Raw genomic sequence first — 16,192 nt, 5'->3', positions numbered from 1 at the left:
GCGGGTCGCGCGGCGGAGCGGCTCGAGCGAGATACACCTCGTCGTGGCTCCGAGCGAAGGCCGGGCGCCGGCCGGCGTGCGGGGACACCACGGGTGTCAAGCGAAAGGGCTTGTCTCGTGGATATGCATCCGCAATTCGCCGTGCCCGCAGACCCGGCGAACTCTTTCGATTTCCTTTCGCCGGCGAAACTCCGCGAAATCGTCGCGGAATTCGCCGGCGCTCCCGCCCGCTGGGCCGATCTGGTGCGATTCGACCTGACCCAGCGGTTCTATTCCCGGTTGCGTCTCGACGACGCCGCCGAGGTGTGGCTGATCTGCTGGGACATCGGGCAGGACACGCTGCTGCACGACCACGGCGGCAGCGCGGGCGCGTTCACCGTGACGCGCGGCTCCCTGCTCGAGGACTTCGGCACGGTGCGTGGCCCGGGGTTGCGCACCCGCCGGCACGTGGCCGGCACCGCGGTGGGCTTCGGAGCCGACTACCTGCACAACCTGGTCAACGTGGGGACCGAGCCGACCGTCTCCATCCACGCCTACTCACCCCCGCTGCGCGCGATGAACTTCTACTGCTGGCTGCCGACCGGGATGCACCACCTGCGCGAGATCCCGTGCGACACGCCGGAGCCGGACGTCGGCGCGCTCGAGGCGGAGGCCGCCGCACTGCGCGGGGCCGCCTCGTGAACGGATCGTCGGAGCGAGCGGAGCCAGGCGCGGCGACCGACGTGATCACCACGCTGCTCGAACACGCCCGCGGGCTGATCACGCGGTACCCGCCCGCCGCGGCGGCGGAGGCGATGCGCCGCGGCGCGCTGCTGGTCGACCTGCGGCCGACCGAGTACCGGTGGCGCTTCGGCGAGGTGCCCGGCGCCATCGCGGTCTCCCGGCACGTGCTGGAGTGGCGCCTGGACGTCACCAGCGAGCACCGGCTCAAGGAGCTGCGGCCCGGCGACCGCGACCAGGAGATCGTCCTGATGTGCAACGAGGGGTACACGTCGAGCCTGGCCGCGCACCAGGTGATGGCGCAGCTCGGGCTGACCCGGGTGGCCGACGTGGCCGGCGGGTTCGTCGCCTGGCAGGCCGCCGGGCTGCCGACGGTGTCGCGGCTTACCCGCTAGCCTCGCTAGAACTCGTTCTAGCGAGGAGGCGGCATGGCACGCACGGCGCGCGGCGCGGTCCACGACATCAGCGGCGGCCGGGCAACGTACTGAAGACATACCAGGGCGCACCTGGCGACCAGGGATTCCGCCAGGTGCGCCCCAGTTATGCACTCACCCTGGTAGGGACCAGAAGCGTGCCGGGCAGGCGGTCGTCCGGGAGCGCAAGCATCGCGCCGAGCACGTGGTGCGCCGGGCCGACCTCCTGCCAGAACACCTGGCGAGGGGCGAGCACGTCCTGATCCGTGGGCATCCGGGTGGCGACGACCTCGTCCTCCCCGTGCAGCTGCACCACGTCGACGACATCGTGGTGGGCGCGGATCCCGACCACCGCGACCACGTCGCCGTTCTCGTCTCTGGGGTCGATGAACCGGAAGCCGCGCGCCACGAGCGCGCGAAGCTGGGCATCGGTGCTGGTCGCGGTCGACACCGACGACCTCGCACTGCTGACCATCAAACCTCCCGATTCCGCACGCCGGCCAGGAAGGCCGCGAGGTCGGGGCTGGCGAAGGCGAGCACCGGGCCGTGTGGGTCACGCGAATTGCGGACCGCCACCACGTCATGGCCCGGCCAGGTGAGCTCGACACAGTTGCCGACAGCGCCGCTACGGCTGCTCTTGCGCCACGCGGCGCCTTCGAGTCTGTCGGCGGGCATGCCGTTGTGAACCGTGTCTGCCACCGTCCCCACCTCTCCCGACTACCAACAGTGGGTGCACCTGCACGTGCAGCTGCATACAAAGAAGATAGCACCTGCGATTGCAGCGGTAAATGCACGTGCATATGGCGCGGGCGCTGGCCAGAGGGCCAAATCTCGTCACCGATGGTGTCCGCCCAGGTCAGTGCAACTTGCAGGGCGCAGCGCCCGCCTGGGTACCGAACATCATCACCCGATCGAGTGGCGCTAGATCTCCGCGCGAAGCTTGGAGATGAGCTGCCGGCTGCGATCCGGCGTCTCCGCGTCGACCGCGAGGCGGTCGATGACGCGGCCGTACACCTCGATCTCGTGTGGCCGGTCGAGGTACAGCGCGCCGCTGAGATGTTCGATGTAGACGACGTCGGGCAACGTCGGCTCGGCGAAGCGCAGCATGCTGAACGGGCCCTCCGCGGAGTAGCCGCTCATCTCGTACGGCACCACCTGGAGCGTGATGTTCGGCTGCTTGGTGACGTCGAGCAGGTAGTCCAGCTGCCGGCGCAGCCCGGCGTGCCCGCCGATGGGCCGGTGCAGCACGGACTCGTCCACGACGGCCCACAGCCGCGGGGCGCCCTGCCGGAACAGCACCTTCTGCCGCTGCAGGCGCAGCTGCACGCGGCGCTCGCTCTGCTCGTCGAGGTGCGCCGGCTGGCCGTGGCTGACGACCGCGCGGATGTACTCCTCGGTCTGCAGCAGGCCCGGCACGAACAGGACCTCGTAGTTCTGGATGAGGGAGGCGGACTCCTCGAGGCCGACGAAGTTGGAGAACCAGTCCGGCATGAGGTCGTTGAACCGGTGCCACCAGCCGCGCTCGTTGGACTTGCGGACCATGTCCAGGTAGAAGGTGCGCTGGTTCTGGTCGGTGACGCCGTACATGGTCAGCAGGTCGGCGACGTCCCGTTCCTTGAAGCCGACCCGGCCGAGCTCCATCCGGCTGATCTTCGAGTCCGAGCCGCGGATCGCGTAGCCGGCGTCGGCGCGGGTGATCTCGGCCGCCTCGCGGAGGCGGCGCAGCTGGGCGCCGAGGACGATCCGCCGGGCTGTCGGGGCTCCGCTGACCTCGCCTGTCGCGGGCGCGGAGAACTCCTCCGCCCCGCCGCGTGGGTCGTCCGCGGCCATGTCCCGCCTCCAGTACTCGCTCGACCGGTCACCGTCCAACGACTCAGAGTACGCGCTCGACGGCGGCAACGGGAGTGGAACCGGACTCGCAAACGGAAACTTGCAGCCTGACAGACCGAGCGGCCCGGACGGTCGCGGAGCGTGACTCCCGTCCGCGCGCGACGATCCGGTTGAGCCGGTAACCAGGCCGGATCGCCTTCGCCGCATCGAGCGACGCCGGCGTGTGCGGTAGCCGCGCCACGTCCGCACCGGCCGCCGCACTGTCCGATGTGGTCAGTACGCGACGGTACTTTCGCCGCACTTTCGCCGCACTTTCGCCGCACTTTCGCCGCCGCGCGGGCCTTCGTCCGCTTCTACAGTGGCCGCATGACCTCCACCGCGCACGACATCACCTCCCCCGCACCGCCGCGCCTGGAGGAGGTGAGCGACGGCGTGTACGCCTACATCCAGCCGGACGGCACGTGGTGGATCAACAACACCGGCTTCCTCGTCGGCGACCGCGGCGTGGTCAGCGTGGACGCGTGCTCGACCGAGCGCCGCACCCGCGCGTACCTCGACGCGATCCGGCGGGTCACGCCGCTTCCCGTGCGCACGCTGGTCAACACCCACCACCACGGCGACCACACGTTCGGCAACTACCTCTTCGCCGGCGCGACGATCGTGGGCCACGAGGCGACCCGCGAGGCCGTGCTGGCCTGGGGCAAGCCGTTCGACGAGCCGATCTGGACCAAGGTGGACTGGGGTGCGGTGGAGATCGAGCCGCCGTTCCTCACCTACACCGAAGCCGTCACGCTGTGGGTCGACGACCTGCGCTGCGAGGTCCGCCACGTCGGCACGCCCGCGCACACCACGAACGACTCGATCGTGTGGATTCCCGAGCGGGGCCTGCTGTTCTGCGGCGACCTGCTGTTCAACGGCGGCACGCCGTTCCTCGTGCAGGGCTCGATCGCGGGCGCGATCCACGTCCTCACCGAGGTGGTGAAACCGTTGGGCGCCACCACGATCGTGCCCGGTCACGGCCCGGTGTGCGGGCCGGAGGTGATCGACGACGTGCTCGGCTACCTGCGGTTCGTCCAGGCCACCGCGCGCGAGGGCACGGCGGCCGGCCTCGCGCCGCTGGAGGTCGCCCGCGAGCTCGACCTCGGCGAGTACGCGAGCCTCAAGGACAGTGAGCGGATCGTGGGCAACCTGCACCGCGCGTACGCCGAGGTGGCCGGGGCCGCGCCGGGTGCGCCGATCGACGCCGCCGCGGCGTTGGGCGACATGGTCGTCTACAACGGCGGAAAGCCGTTGTCATGCCTGGCATAGCGCCGGCGCGGTATCTTGGATGCCTCCAAGGCAGGTGATGGACCGGGTGACCGAAACCCACCAGGGGGCGAACCAGGTGGCCGACCCGTCGGTCGGCCGCGCCGTGCGCCTGTTCGAGTTCCTCGGCCGTACCCAGCAGCTTCGCAACCTCCCGCCGCGCACCGTGGACGGCTACCGCGACGTGCTCTGGCTCGACGAGCTGCCCGAGCACCCGGCCGTCACCGTGGCCCACCGCGGCGAGCCGGGACCGGACGACCCGATCCTCACCATCGACCGGGTGGCCCGCGTGGACCCGCCCGTGCCCGAGTTCGGCGTGGACCGCTTCGACGACCCCGGCAACGTCGCCCCGCCGCCCGAGGATCCGGAACTGCGCGCGCGGTACGACGAGTGGCTTCCCGGCTGGCAGGAGTGGGCGGCCGCCGAGCGCCGCGACCGGCCCGTCCGTGCCTGGTACGGCCAGCTGTTCGCCACCTACGTCGCGGCGACCGGCAACCCCGAGGAGCTGGAGCTCGTGGTCGGCGTCGGCTGCCTGGCGTGGCGCCCGCCCGACCACCCGGAGGTACGCCGGCACGTCGTCACGGCGCCGGTGACGATCACCCTCGACGACGACACCGGCCAGCTCGCCGTCCGCCGTGTCGAGTCGGTCGACGCCGCGGACGTCGAGCTGGACATGCTCGACCCCGGCCGCATCCCGAACCCGCGGCATGTCAACGACATCCGCGCGCAGGCCCGCGAGCTGGCCGGCCACCCGCTGGACCGGACCGAGGCAGGCGCGCTGGTCCGCCGGGTCGTGCACATGCTCGACGCGGGCGGCGAGTACCGCGATGGGGGCGCGGTGCCGATGCCGGCCGCACACGCGGTGGCGTCGTTCGCGCCCGCGGTGATCCTGCGCCGCCGCTCGCAGCAGGGCCTGGTGGAGATCTTCTCGACGATCGTCGACCAGCTCACGGAGTCCGGCGAGGTCCCCGACGGGTTGCGCCCGCTCGTCGACCCGGACCACCGGCCGGCCCCGCGCGCCCCCGGTCCGGTAGCGGGCGCGCTCGTGAAGGTGGACGACGACGAGTTCCTGCCGCTGCCGGTCAACGACACGCAGCTGCGGATCATCCGGCAGGTCGACACCCAGGCGCAGACGCTCGTGCAGGGCCCGCCCGGCACCGGCAAGACGCACACCGCCGCCGCGCTGCTGTCGCACCTGCTCGCGCAGGGCAAGCGGGTGCTGGTCACCGCGCACACCGACCGGGCGCTGCGCGAGGTACGGGACAAGCTGCCGGCCGCGATCAAGCCGCTGTCGGTGGCCGTGGTCGGCACGTCCCGCGAGGACATGTCCGACCTGAAGGTGGCCGTCGAGCGGATCGCGGCCGCGGCCACCGACCACGACGAGGCCGCGGCGGCGAAGACGATCGAGGCCTGCCTGGACGACATCGAGCGGCTCCGCGTGCGCCGCGCCGACCTGCACGACCGGCTGATCGAGGCCCGCGCGGACGAGGTCCGCGAGCACTCGCACGCCGGCTACCAGGGCACGCTCGCGGCGATCGCCCGGGCGCTGGAGGCGCGGCGCGGGCGGTTCGGCTGGCTGCCCGAGCACGCGGACGTCCGCGCCGACGAGCCGCCGCCGGTCACCGCCGCGGAGCTGGCCGGCTGGCGCGGGCTGCTGCTCGACCGGACGCTGTCGGCCGACGAGCTCGAGGCGGGCGGCCGGCTCGTCGACCTCACCACCGTGCCCCCGCCGCCCGGCTTCGCCGACCTGGTGACCGCCGAGAACGCCGCGGCCGCCGCCGACGAGCAGCACGACCTGGAGAAGGCGCACCTGGCGTTCGAGGCGGTGCGCCGGATCGACGCGGGTGCGCGCGAGCAGCTGCGCCGCCGGCTGCGCGAGCTGGCCGACGAGGCGGACGACCTGGCGCGGCGCCGGGAGACGTGGATGAACGACGCGCTCGCCGACGTCCGGTCCGGGCGCGGGCGGGTGTGGCACGGCCGGGCGCAGCAGCTCGGCGCCCTCGCCGCGCAGGCGGAGCAGCTCGCCGCGCGTCTCGGTCCACTCACGACGGTCGAAGTGGACGGTAACGTGACGCTGCTGGTGCCGGTCGCGCAGCAGCTGCACGCCCACCTCGCCGGCGGCGCTCTGAAGACCGGAGCGGACGGGCTGCCGAAGCTCGGCCCGCTGACGCCGCGGCCGGTCAAGCAGGCGCAGGCGTTGTTCGCGCAGGTCCGGGTGGACGGGCTGCCGCCGGTGAACGCCGTGCAGGTCGCGGCGTTCCTGGTGTGGGCCGACCTGGTCAAGGTGCTGGCCGCACTGGACCGGGCGTGGCCGGCCGGGGTCGCGGTGGCCTCCGGTTCGGTGCACGAGCGGGTGGCCTGGCACGGCACGGAGCTGGACCAGCTGCGCCGCGTGCTGCGGCTGTCCGAGGCGCTGGAGACCGAGCAGCGGGCGCTGGCGGACGCGGGGCTGCCGCGTCCGGATTGGACGGACCTGGACGCGGTGCGCACGTACGCGCGGCTCGTCGACGTGGCGGCGGCGGCCGACGCGCACGCGGCGGCGACCGTGCCGCTGCGCCGGATCGAGGCCACGCTCTCGGTCGCGGCCGGGCACGCCGACGCGGCGCCGTGCGTGCGGGCCCTGCGCGAGGCGGCGCGCCAGCGCGACCCGGACGCGTACGCGGTGGCGCACAAGCGACTCGAGCGGCTGCACGAGGTGCGCCGGCTGATCAACCGGCGCGACGCCGTCGCCGAGCGGGTGCCGGCGCGGCTGCGGACCGCGGTCGAGACGACGGCCGCGGACCCCGCGTGGGACGACCGGCTCGCGTCGTTCGGCGAGGCGTGGTCGTGGGCGGCGGCCGGCGCGTGGGTGCTGGACCAGGGTGCGGCGGACGTCAACGCGCTGCAGGCGGAGATCGGGCTGACCGAGCAGCGCATCCGGGCACGGGTCGAGGAGCTCGCGGCGACCCGGGCGTGGGGCCACGCGGTGTCGCCGGACCGGCTGACCGGCCAGGCGCGGGCGAACCTCGAGCACTACGCCTACCTCGTGCGCCGGCTGGGCAAGGGCACCGGCCGGTACGCGGCGCAGCGGCGGGTCGAGGTGCGCCAGGCGATGGACCGCTGCCGGCCCGCGGTGCCGGTGTGGATCATGCCGGTCTACCGGATCGCGGAGCAGCTGCGGATCCGGCCGGACATGTTCGACGTGGTGATCGTCGACGAGGCGTCGCAGGCCGGGCTGGAGGCGACGTTCCTGCAGTACCTCGCGCCACGCATGGTCGTGATCGGGGACGACAAGCAGGTGTCGCCGTCGGCCGTCGGCGTCGACCAGCAGCAGCTGCGCGACCTCGCCGGCCAGTACCTGGCCGACGACCCGTACCGGTCGGCGTGGCAGGACCCGCAGCGGAGCCTGTTCGACGAGGCGAAGATGCGCTACCGCGGCCTGCTGACGCTGACCGAGCACCGGCGGTGCGTGCCGGAGATCATCGCCTTCTCGAACCGGGTCGCCTACGAGCCGGACGGGATCCGGCTGGTGCCGGTGCGCCAGTACGGCGCCGACCGGCTCGAGCCGATCCGCCCGGTGTACCTGCCGGACGGGCACGTGGTGGGCACGACGAACAAGATCAACCCGGTCGAGGTCGAGGCGGTCGTCGAGCAGCTGGAGAAGTGCGTCGCGGACCCGCGCTACGACGGGATGACGTTCGGCGTGATCTCACTGCTGGGCAGCGCGCAGGCGAAGGCGATCGAGCGGCGGCTGCTGGAGCGGATCGCGCCGGAGGACTGGGCGGCGCGGCGGATCCAGTGCGGCGACTCGGCGGACTTCCAGGGCGCGGAGCGGGACGTGATGTTCCTGTCCATGGTGGCGGCGGGCCCGTCGCAGGTGCCGCTGACGCGGGAGCTGTTCGTGCAGCGGTACAACGTCGCGGCGTCGCGGGCGCGGGACCAGATGTGGTTGTTCCACTCCATCCCGCCCGGCTCGCTGGACAACGCCGAGGACATGCGGTTCCAGCTGCTGGACCACTGCTACGGCGTGGTCTCGTCGCCGTCCGACGTCTTCCTGCGGCTGCCCGCGCCGGCCGACACGCTGGTGGAACCGTTCGGCTCGCTGTTCACCCAGCACGTGGCGAACGAGCTCGTCTCGCTCGGCTACTCGGTCGTGCCGCGGTACACGGTCGACTCGGTCGTGCTGGACCTGGTGGTCGTCGGCGCCCGGTCGCGGCTGGCGATCGTGTGCGAGGGCGACGAGTGGCGGGGCGCGGCGGCGTACGAGCGTGACCTGGCCCGGCAGCGCGACCTGGAGCGGTGCGGGTGGCGGCTGTTCCGCATCCGCGCGTCGGCCTTCTACGTCTCGCCGGCCGCGGTCCTGGAGCGGCTGGTGGCGGTGCTGCGGGCGCTGGAGATCGAGCCGCGGGCGCACCACTAGGGGTGCCCCGGATTCTTCCCGGATTTGGCGCGTTCGCCCTGGCCGGTCGCGGTTCGCGGGGTGACTCTGGAGGCATGAGTCACGAGTTGAGCAGCGCGGACATCCGGGCGATCACCCGCCTGGCCGACGACCCGGCGCGCCGCTACGAGCTGTCCGCGGAGATCACGATCATCGTCCACGACCTGGACGCGCTGCGGGCGGCGGCACGCAAGGCCTTCGACCACGGCCGCTTCGCCAGCGAGGCCGAACGCGCCCGAGCCTGGGCGGCCATCGAGGACAACCCCACAAGCCTGATCTCCCAGGCCATCGACTTCGCGAGGCTCACCGAGGACATCCCCGGCATCCTGGCGCACACCGCCGACTGGCGGGTCACGCCGCCTCCCCGGAACTGACAGTGCCGGTCGCGGTCCGGCGGGTCAGGTCCGGCGGGTGCGGGCCGGGAGGTCCGCCTCCACGTTGGCTGCCGTCTTGAGCAGCGGCGGCAGCAGGTCGCGGCGCATGGCTTCCAGCGACGTGCGGCTCGCGTGCGCCGAGACGTTGAGCGCCGCGACCACCTTGCCCGCCCGGTCCCGGATGGGCACCGCCAGCGCGCGCAGGCCCTCCTCCAGCTCCTGGTTCACCAGGGCCCAGCCCTGGGACCGCACCCGCGCCACCTCGCCGCGCAGGGCCGCCACCGAGGACACCGTCCGGGCGGTCAGCGGCTCCAGCCGCACCGCCGACAGGTAGGCGGCGAGCTCCGGCTCCGACATGCCCGCCAGCAGCACCCGGCCCATCGACGTCGCGTAGGCCGGGAAGCGGGTCCCCACCGAGATGGACACCGTCATGATGCGGCTCACCGGTACGCGAGCCACGTAGACGACATCGTGACCGTCCAGCACCGAGACCGACGACGACTCGTTCACCTCGCCGACCAGCGCCTCCAGGTGCGGCTCCGCCACCTCCGGCAGCGACAGGCTCGACAGGTACGCGTATCCCAGCTCCAGCACCTTCGCCGTCAGCGAGAAGAACCGGCCGTCCGAGCGCACGTAGCCGAGCGACGCCAGCGTCAGCAGGAAGCGGCGCGCCACCGCACGTGTCACGCCCGTCACCGCGGCGACCTCGCTCAGCGTGAGCTCGGGACGCTCGTGGTCGAACGCGCGGATCACCGACAGCCCGCGCTCGAGGGACTGCACGAAGTCCGGCCCGCGCCCCGCCACGACAACACTCCTAACGGCTAGACACTGAAGAAGACCGTCTCACCCGCGCCCTGCAGCCGGATGTCGAACCTGTACCCGTCCCCGGCCGGCGCCGCTACCAGCGTGTCCCGCAGCCGGGCGGGTACCGACGAGAGCACTGGATCGTCCACGTTGGACGGCTCGGCCGGAAGGTACACCCGGGTCACCACCCGGTCGAGCAGGCCACGCGCGAACACCGACAGGTCGATGTGCGGCGCCTGCAACCTACCGTCCGCGCCCGGCACCCGGCCGGGGCGCACCGTGTGCAGACCCCACCGGCCCGCCGCGTCCGTGGGGCAGCGGCCGAAGCCGCGGAAGCCCGCGACCGCACCACGCGGGTCGTCGGGGTGGTCGAACCGGCCGTCGGGCGAGGCCTGCCAGCTCTCGATCAGCGCGTCCGGCACGACCTCGCCCGCGCCGTCGTACACCACGCCGCGCAGCCAGAACGCGCCCTCGGCCGACGGCGGCACCACGTACGGGCCGTCCTCCCACGTCAGCGCGTGCGCGAAGAACGGCCCCACGGTCTGCGACGGCGTGAGCTCCACTAGGCCTCCATCGGCGTCTGGTCCCGGCCGCGCAGGACGATGTCGAACCGGTACGCGAGCGCCCACTCCGGCACGGTCTCCGACAGGTCGAAGGCGCAGATCATCCGGTGCCGGGCGCCATCGGGCACGGCGTTGTAGATCGGGTCCTGGTAGAAGAGCGGATCCCCGGGGAAGTACATCTGCGTGACCAGCCGCTGCACGAAGGCGCGCCCGAACAGCGAGAAATGGATGTGCTGCGCGCGCCAGGCGTTCTCGTGGTTGCGCCACGGGTAGGCGCCCGGCTTGAGCGTGACGAACCGGTAGCGCCCGCCGGAGTCGGTGACGCACCGGCCCACGCCGGTGAAGTTCGGGTCCAGCGGTGCCGGGTGCTGGTCGCGGTCGTGGGCGTACCGGCCCGCCGAGTTCGCCTGCCACAGCTCGACCAGGGTGTCCGGCACGGCCCGGCCGTCGCTGTCGAGCACCCGGCCGTGCACGATGATCCGCTCCCCCAGCGGCTCGCCGTCGTGCTGCTTGGTCAGGTCGTGGTCGGTCGGCAGGACCCGGCCCTCGCCGAGCAGCGGGCCGGTGATCTCGGTGAGCGAGTGCGGCAGCAGCACCGGCTCCCGGCTCGGCGCGCGCAGCACGGTCGAGGCGTACGCCGGGGTCAGCAACGGCGGATGCGTGCCGCCGGGATCGCGTCGGTAGCCCGGTGTGCTCACTGTTCCTCCAGCCGGCGCAGCACGGCCAGCTCCTCGTCCGTCGGCGGCTCGGTGACCGCCACCTCGTCGGCGACCTTCAGGTCCCAGCCGGTCGCCGCCCGCACGTCCGCGACGTCCACCCCCGGGTGTACCCGGGTCAGCGTCAGCTCACGCGACACCGGATCGGGTTCGAGCACGGCGATGTCGGTGACCACGCGCACCGGGCCGCGCCCGCGCAGGCCGAGCTTCTCCCGCGAGTCGTACCCGTCGCCGAAGCCGACCGACGTCACGAAGTCCACGCGGTCGACGAACGTCCGCAGCCCGTGGCGCACCATGATGAACACCTCGCGGCACGACGCGGCGATCTCCGGCGCGCCACCGGACCCGGGCAGCCGCACGCGCGGGTCGTCGTAGCCACCGATGACCGTCGTGTTCAGGTTGCCGAAGCGGTCCAGCTGCGCGGCGGACAGGAACCCGACGTCGATCCGGCCGGGCTGCAGCCAGTAGTTGAACACCTCGGGCACGCTCACCACCGCGTCGGCCGTCTCCGCGAGCTCACCGTCCCCTATGGACAGTGGCAGGCGGGACGGTTTCGCGCCGATCGCGCCCGACTCGTAGATGAGCACCAGGCCCGGCGCGTGCACCCGGCGGGCCAGGTTGGCCGCGGTGCTCGGCAGTCCGATGCCGACGAAGCACGACGTGTGCCCGGCGAGCGCCCGGGCCGCCTCGACACTCATCATCTCGGCTGCCGTGAAGTCCGGTGACATCGATTCGCCCGCACGCTCGCTCATGGCGTGGTCACCGCGTAGATGCTCGCCGCCAGCCAGGCCAGGAACCGGTCGCGGTCGCGGCTCACCGCGTCCCACGCCCGGTACGCGTCGTTGTCCCGATCGTAGTAACCCTGCGCGTACGACGGCCGCGCGCCGCCCGGCACCACCGCCACCGCGGACACCACCCACGACGGCAGCACGACCGCGTCCGGCACCGGCTCGAGCGAGTCGACGACCTCCTCGACGGTGACCAGCGACCGCCGCGCGGCGAGCACCGCCTCCTTCTGCACGCCGACGAGCCCCCACAGCTGCACGTTGCCGGCCCGGTCCGCGCGCTGGGCGTGCACGACCGTCACATCCGGACGGATCGCCGGCACCGCGGCCAGCTCCTCGCCGGTGAAGGGGCAGGTGACCGTCTTGATGGTGGCCGTGTGCTTTGCGAGGTCCGTGCCGTGGTAGCCGCGCAGCACCGCGAACGGCAGGCCGGACGCGCCGGCCACGTAGCGGTTCGCCATCCCCGCGTGGCTGTGCTCCTCCAGTTCCAGCGGCGCCGGCCAGTCGTTCTCGACCGCGTCCCGCAACCGGTGCAGCGACCCGACACCGGGGTTGCCGCCCCACGCGAACACCAGCTTGCGCGCGCAGCCCGCGCCGATCAGCTGGTCGTACACGATGTCCGGCGTCATCCGCACGAGCGTGAGGTCCCGCCTGCGCTGCCGGATGACCTCCTGGGCCGCCTGGACCGGGATGAGATGGGTGAAACCCTCCAGCGCGACCGTGTCCCCGTCCCGGACCAGCTGAGATATCCCGTCGGCCAGGCTTACGAGCTCGGCCACTGGCGGCCTCCCCACGGTGTACGCACTACGAACGGGCGTTCTCTGTTCGCACGATAGGTACCGAGCCGACGCCCGTCAACGGTTGACGCTGGCAGTGCCGGCACCTACGTTCTCCATGAGAACGAGCGTGCGATCTCCGAACAACGTCCTCGAACCTGTGGCAGGTGGATGGAGTGCCGCTTATGCGCCGACACCGCGCCTACCTGGGTGTGGCGGGGCTGCTCGGCTTCGCGCTGCTGCTGGAGATCGCGCCGCGGATCGGGCTCGTGCCGCGGCGGTACGCGCCGCCGACGAGCGAGATCATCGGCACGCTCGCCGGTCAGCTGGGCGACGGGCAGTTCTGGTTCGCGGTGCTCGACACCGTCCGCACGTGGCTGCTCGGCCTCGCCGTCGCGGTGGCTGCCGGGGTGGTCCTCGGCGTGGTCATCGGGACCATCCCGGTCCTGCGTGCGGCGACCGCGTCGACGATCGAGTTCCTCCGGCCGATCCCGTCGGTCGCGCTGATCCCGCTCGTCGTCGTGCTGTGGGGCTCGACGATCACCTCGACGCTCGTGCTGGTCGTGTACGCGTCGTTCTGGCAGGTGCTCGTCCAGGTGCTGCACGGGGTCGCGGACATCGACCCGGTCGCGCAGGACACCGCGCACTCATACCGGCTCGGCCGGTGGGACCGGGTGCGCTACCTCGTCTGGCCGACCGCGCTCCCCTACGTCGCGACCGGCGTGCGGCTGGCCGCGACGGTCGCGCTGATCCTCACGATCACCGGCGAGCTGGTCGTCGGCTCGCCCGGTCTCGGGCGGGAGATCGCCACCGCGCGGTCCAGCGGCGCGGTCGCGGTGATGTACGCGCTGATCGTCGTCACGGGTGTGTTCGGGGTGCTCGCGAACGTGCTCACCCGGGCCGCCGAGCGGCGCGCGCTGCACTGGCACCCGGCGATGCGGACGGAGGCGACGCCGGCGTGACGAACGTGCTGAAGCGCACCGGGATCGCGATCGGGCTGCCGGTCGTGCTCGTCGTCGTGTGGTGGTTCGCGAGCGCCGGGAGCACGGACTTCTACTTCCCGCCGCTGAAGAACATCGTCGAGGTGTTCCCGCAGACGTGGTTCGGCCCGCGCCTGGCCGACGACGTGCTGCCGAGCCTCGCGCGGCTCGCGGTCGGGTACGCGGCCGCGCTCGTGCTTGGTGTCGGGCTCGGCATGCTGATCGGGTCGAGCCGGACGCTGCGCGCGACCGTGGAGCCGCTGCTCGAGTTCCTGCGTGCGGTCCCGCCGCCCGTGCTGGTGCCGATCCTCGTGCTGATCGCCGGCATCGGGAACACCATGAAGATCCTCGTGATCATCTCCGGCTGCGTCTGGCCGATCCTGCTCAACACGGTCGAGGGCGTGCGCGCGGTCGACGAGGTGCTCGCCGACACCTGCCGCACGTACCGCATCCGCGGCCGGCTGCGCTGGTGGCACCTGGTGCTGCGCTCGGCCAGCCCGCAGATCGTGACCGGCGCGCGCCAGGCGCTCTCGATCGGCATCATCCTCATGGTCATCAGCGAGATGTTCGCCGCGAGCAGCGGGCTCGGCTACACGGTCATCCAGTTCAAGGACGGGTTCCAGATCCCCCAGATGTGGAGCGGGGTGATCCTGCTGGGCCTGCTCGGAGTCCTGCTGGCCGTGCTGTTCCGGCTGGTCGAGAACCGGGTGCTGGACTGGTACCACGGCAGCCGCGCCGCACAGAAGGAGCGATGATGCTGACGGTCACCGAGCTCCACAAGGTGTACGGCGGCGGTGCGGGGGGCCGCGGCCGCCACGTCGAGGCCATCGGCGAGATCAGCTTCGAGATCGCCGAGGGCAGCTTCGTGTGCGTCGTCGGCCCGTCCGGCTGCGGCAAGACGACGCTGCTGCGCTGCATCGCCGGCCTGTTGCGGCAGACCAGCGGCGAGGTGAAGGTCGCGGGCACGCCGGTCACCGGGCCGCCGGAGGGCCTCGCGGTCGTGTTCCAGGAGTACGGCCGCAGCCTGTTCCCGTGGCTGCGCGTCGCGGACAACGTCGACCTGCCGCTGCGCGCGGCCGGCAAGAAACGCGAGCAGCGGCGCCGGCTGGTCGCCGAGGCCCTGGACGCGGTGGGGCTCGCGGACGCGGCGGCTGCGTACCCGTGGCAGCTCTCCGGCGGCATGCAGCAGCGGGTCGCGATCGCCCGCGCCATCGCCTACCAGCCACGCGTACTCCTGATGGACGAGCCGTTCGCGGCCGTCGACGCGCAGACCAGGGCGGACCTGGAGGATCTCATCCGGTCGGTGTGGCAGCGGTTCGGCGTGACCCTGCTTTTCGTCACTCATGACATAGATGAGGCCGTTTATCTCGGCGAGCGGGTCATAATGCTTTCCGCATCGCCGACGCATGTGGCCGAGGACCTGCCGATCGACCTGCCGGCCGATCGCGACCAGCTGGCGACCCGCGGGGATCCGCGGTTCACGGAACTGCGTGGGAGGGTGTACGCGCAGATCCAGAAGGCCAAGCTGGAAGGAAAGTCTCGATGAGGCTCCGACACCTCGCCGTTCTCCTGTTGTCCACGACGCTGCTGGCGACCGCGTGCAGCGCCAGCGAAGGCACGGAACAAGTGTCGACGTTGCGGCAGCCGGACAAGGTCACGGTGGGTGTCATCCCCATCCTGGACGTGGCGCCGATCTACCTCGGCGTGCAGAAGGGCTTCTTCGCCAAGCGCGACATGGACGTGACGCTCAAGCAGGAGGCGGGCGGCGCGGACATCATCCCGGCGGTGGTCCGCCAGAAGTACCAGTTCGGCTTCAGCAACGTCGTGTCGCTCCTGCTCGCGCAGCAGGAGGGCAACCCGGTGAAGATGGTGTCCAACGGTGTCGCGTCCACCGGCGTGCACGACCAGGACTTCGCCGCGCTGATGGTCCGCGGGGACAGCCCGATCAAGTCGCCGAAGGACCTCGAGGGCAAGACGGTCGCGGCCAACACGCTGCAGAACATCGTCGACACGACCGTGCGCCAGTCGGTCCGCAAGGACGGCGGCGATCCGGCGAAGGTGAAGTTCACGCCGATGCCGTTCCCGGACCAGCCGGCCGCGTTGAAGGCGGGCGACGTGGACGCGGTCTTCGTCGTGGAGCCGTTCCAGCAGGCGGTGCTGGCCCAGGGCGGGCGCAAGATCGCCGACAGCTACGTGGACACCGCGCTGAACCTGACGGTGGCCACGTACTTCACCGGGCTCCAGCAGAAGGTCGACAACCCGGGCATGGTCAAGCGGTTCACGGCCGCGATGCAGGAGTCGCTGGCCTACGCGGACGACCATCCGGACGAGGCGCGGAAGATCATCAGCAGCTACACCGAGATCGACCCGGCGACGATCGAGAAGCTGACGCTGCCGAAGTGGCCGGCCGACGTGAACCGCGACTCGATGCAGACTCTCGCCGACCTGGCGCTCGAGGACGGGCTGCTGGCGAAGCCCGCGCACGTGGAGAACCTGTTCCCGTAGCGAA

Annotated in this window: 17 protein-coding genes; 9 read left to right on the top strand and 8 right to left on the bottom strand. The window is 72.0% G+C overall.

Annotated features, from left to right (window positions below):
• Positions 1 to 123: 123 nt before the first annotated feature.
• Positions 124 to 681 carry a cysteine dioxygenase gene (locus VH969_RS31145; RefSeq protein ID WP_331980824.1) on the top strand — a complete coding sequence of 186 codons (558 nt, stop codon included), beginning with the start codon at positions 124 to 126 and terminating at the stop codon, positions 679 to 681.
• On the top strand, positions 678 to 1,115 hold the full coding sequence (locus VH969_RS31140) for a rhodanese-like domain-containing protein (RefSeq protein ID WP_331980822.1): 438 nt from the start codon (positions 678 to 680) through the stop codon (positions 1,113 to 1,115). The genes VH969_RS31145 and VH969_RS31140 overlap by 4 nt, the downstream gene beginning before the upstream one ends.
• 145 nt (positions 1,116 to 1,260) lie before the next feature.
• Here the strand turns inward: VH969_RS31140 and VH969_RS31135 are convergent, their stop codons facing one another.
• The 3 genes from VH969_RS31135 to VH969_RS31125 all read right to left on the bottom strand — a co-directional run bounded on the left by VH969_RS31135 (position 1,261) and on the right by VH969_RS31125 (position 2,963).
• Complete coding sequence (locus VH969_RS31135; protein ID WP_331980820.1) at positions 1,261 to 1,608, bottom strand: hypothetical protein; 348 nt, start codon at positions 1,606 to 1,608, stop codon at positions 1,261 to 1,263.
• Complete coding sequence (locus VH969_RS31130) at positions 1,608 to 1,832, bottom strand: DUF397 domain-containing protein (RefSeq protein ID WP_331980818.1); 225 nt, start codon at positions 1,830 to 1,832, stop codon at positions 1,608 to 1,610. Before VH969_RS31130 ends, VH969_RS31135 begins: the two co-directional genes overlap by 1 nt.
• A gap of 222 nt (positions 1,833 to 2,054) precedes the next feature.
• Entirely contained in the window at positions 2,055 to 2,963 is a 909-nt protein-coding gene (locus VH969_RS31125) for a Sco1979 family transcriptional regulator (protein WP_331980846.1), read from the bottom strand.
• Between the two features lie 366 nt (positions 2,964 to 3,329).
• Here VH969_RS31125 and VH969_RS31120 point away from each other — a divergent pair, with 366 nt between their 5' ends.
• The 3 genes from VH969_RS31120 (at position 3,330) to VH969_RS31110 (ending at position 9,059) form a co-directional block, all read left to right on the top strand.
• A complete protein-coding gene (locus tag VH969_RS31120; protein ID WP_331980816.1) occupies positions 3,330 to 4,271 on the top strand; it encodes an MBL fold metallo-hydrolase in 942 nt (313 codons plus the stop codon).
• Between the two features lie 46 nt (positions 4,272 to 4,317).
• Positions 4,318 to 8,667: a PDDEXK-like endonuclease domain-containing protein gene (locus VH969_RS31115; protein WP_331980814.1), complete on the top strand. Its 4,350-nt coding sequence runs from the start codon at positions 4,318 to 4,320 to the stop codon at positions 8,665 to 8,667.
• A 74-nt stretch (positions 8,668 to 8,741) separates the two neighbouring features.
• Positions 8,742 to 9,059: a hypothetical protein gene (locus VH969_RS31110; RefSeq protein WP_331980812.1), complete on the top strand. Its 318-nt coding sequence runs from the start codon at positions 8,742 to 8,744 to the stop codon at positions 9,057 to 9,059.
• Positions 9,060 to 9,083: 24 nt separating this feature from the next.
• On the opposite strand, the gene VH969_RS31105 is transcribed toward VH969_RS31110, so the two are convergent.
• The 5 genes from VH969_RS31105 to VH969_RS31085 are packed head-to-tail and all read right to left on the bottom strand — an operon-like array spanning position 9,084 to position 12,706.
• On the bottom strand, positions 9,084 to 9,863 hold the full coding sequence (locus VH969_RS31105) for an IclR family transcriptional regulator domain-containing protein (RefSeq protein WP_331980810.1): 780 nt from the start codon (positions 9,861 to 9,863) through the stop codon (positions 9,084 to 9,086).
• A 17-nt stretch (positions 9,864 to 9,880) separates the two neighbouring features.
• Positions 9,881 to 10,426 (bottom strand): protocatechuate 3,4-dioxygenase subunit alpha, encoded by a 546-nt coding sequence (pcaG, locus tag VH969_RS31100; protein WP_331980808.1) that lies wholly within the window; start codon positions 10,424 to 10,426, stop codon positions 9,881 to 9,883.
• Complete coding sequence (pcaH, locus tag VH969_RS31095; protein ID WP_331980806.1) at positions 10,426 to 11,124, bottom strand: protocatechuate 3,4-dioxygenase subunit beta; 699 nt, start codon at positions 11,122 to 11,124, stop codon at positions 10,426 to 10,428. The genes pcaG and pcaH overlap by 1 nt, the downstream gene beginning before the upstream one ends.
• A complete protein-coding gene (locus VH969_RS31090; RefSeq protein ID WP_331980804.1) occupies positions 11,121 to 11,894 on the bottom strand; it encodes a CoA-transferase subunit beta in 774 nt (257 codons plus the stop codon). The genes pcaH and VH969_RS31090 overlap by 4 nt, the downstream gene beginning before the upstream one ends.
• On the bottom strand, positions 11,891 to 12,706 hold the full coding sequence (locus tag VH969_RS31085) for a CoA transferase subunit A (protein ID WP_331980802.1): 816 nt from the start codon (positions 12,704 to 12,706) through the stop codon (positions 11,891 to 11,893). Before VH969_RS31085 ends, VH969_RS31090 begins: the two co-directional genes overlap by 4 nt.
• 182 nt (positions 12,707 to 12,888) lie before the next feature.
• Here VH969_RS31085 and VH969_RS31080 point away from each other — a divergent pair, with 182 nt between their 5' ends.
• From VH969_RS31080 to VH969_RS31065, 4 genes are read left to right on the top strand one after another with little or no spacing between them, the layout of a single operon-like run.
• Positions 12,889 to 13,665, top strand: a complete 777-nt coding sequence (locus VH969_RS31080; RefSeq protein ID WP_331980800.1) for an ABC transporter permease — start codon at positions 12,889 to 12,891, stop codon at positions 13,663 to 13,665.
• The gene (locus VH969_RS31075; protein ID WP_331980798.1) at positions 13,662 to 14,438 is read left to right on the top strand and encodes an ABC transporter permease; all 777 of its coding nucleotides are present in this window, start codon (positions 13,662 to 13,664) and stop codon (positions 14,436 to 14,438) included. Before VH969_RS31080 ends, VH969_RS31075 begins: the two co-directional genes overlap by 4 nt.
• A complete protein-coding gene (locus VH969_RS31070) occupies positions 14,438 to 15,229 on the top strand; it encodes an ABC transporter ATP-binding protein (protein ID WP_331980796.1) in 792 nt (263 codons plus the stop codon). The genes VH969_RS31075 and VH969_RS31070 overlap by 1 nt, the downstream gene beginning before the upstream one ends.
• On the top strand, positions 15,226 to 16,188 hold the full coding sequence (locus VH969_RS31065) for an ABC transporter substrate-binding protein (protein WP_331980794.1): 963 nt from the start codon (positions 15,226 to 15,228) through the stop codon (positions 16,186 to 16,188). The genes VH969_RS31070 and VH969_RS31065 overlap by 4 nt, the downstream gene beginning before the upstream one ends.
• Positions 16,189 to 16,192 lie beyond the last annotated feature (4 nt).

The sequence above is a fragment of the Actinophytocola sp. genome, assembly GCF_036555685.1.
Taxonomy (GTDB): domain Bacteria; phylum Actinomycetota; class Actinomycetes; order Mycobacteriales; family Pseudonocardiaceae; genus Actinophytocola.
The sequence above is the reverse complement of the archived record's forward strand: the minus strand, read 5'-3'. Positions and strand labels throughout refer to the sequence as shown.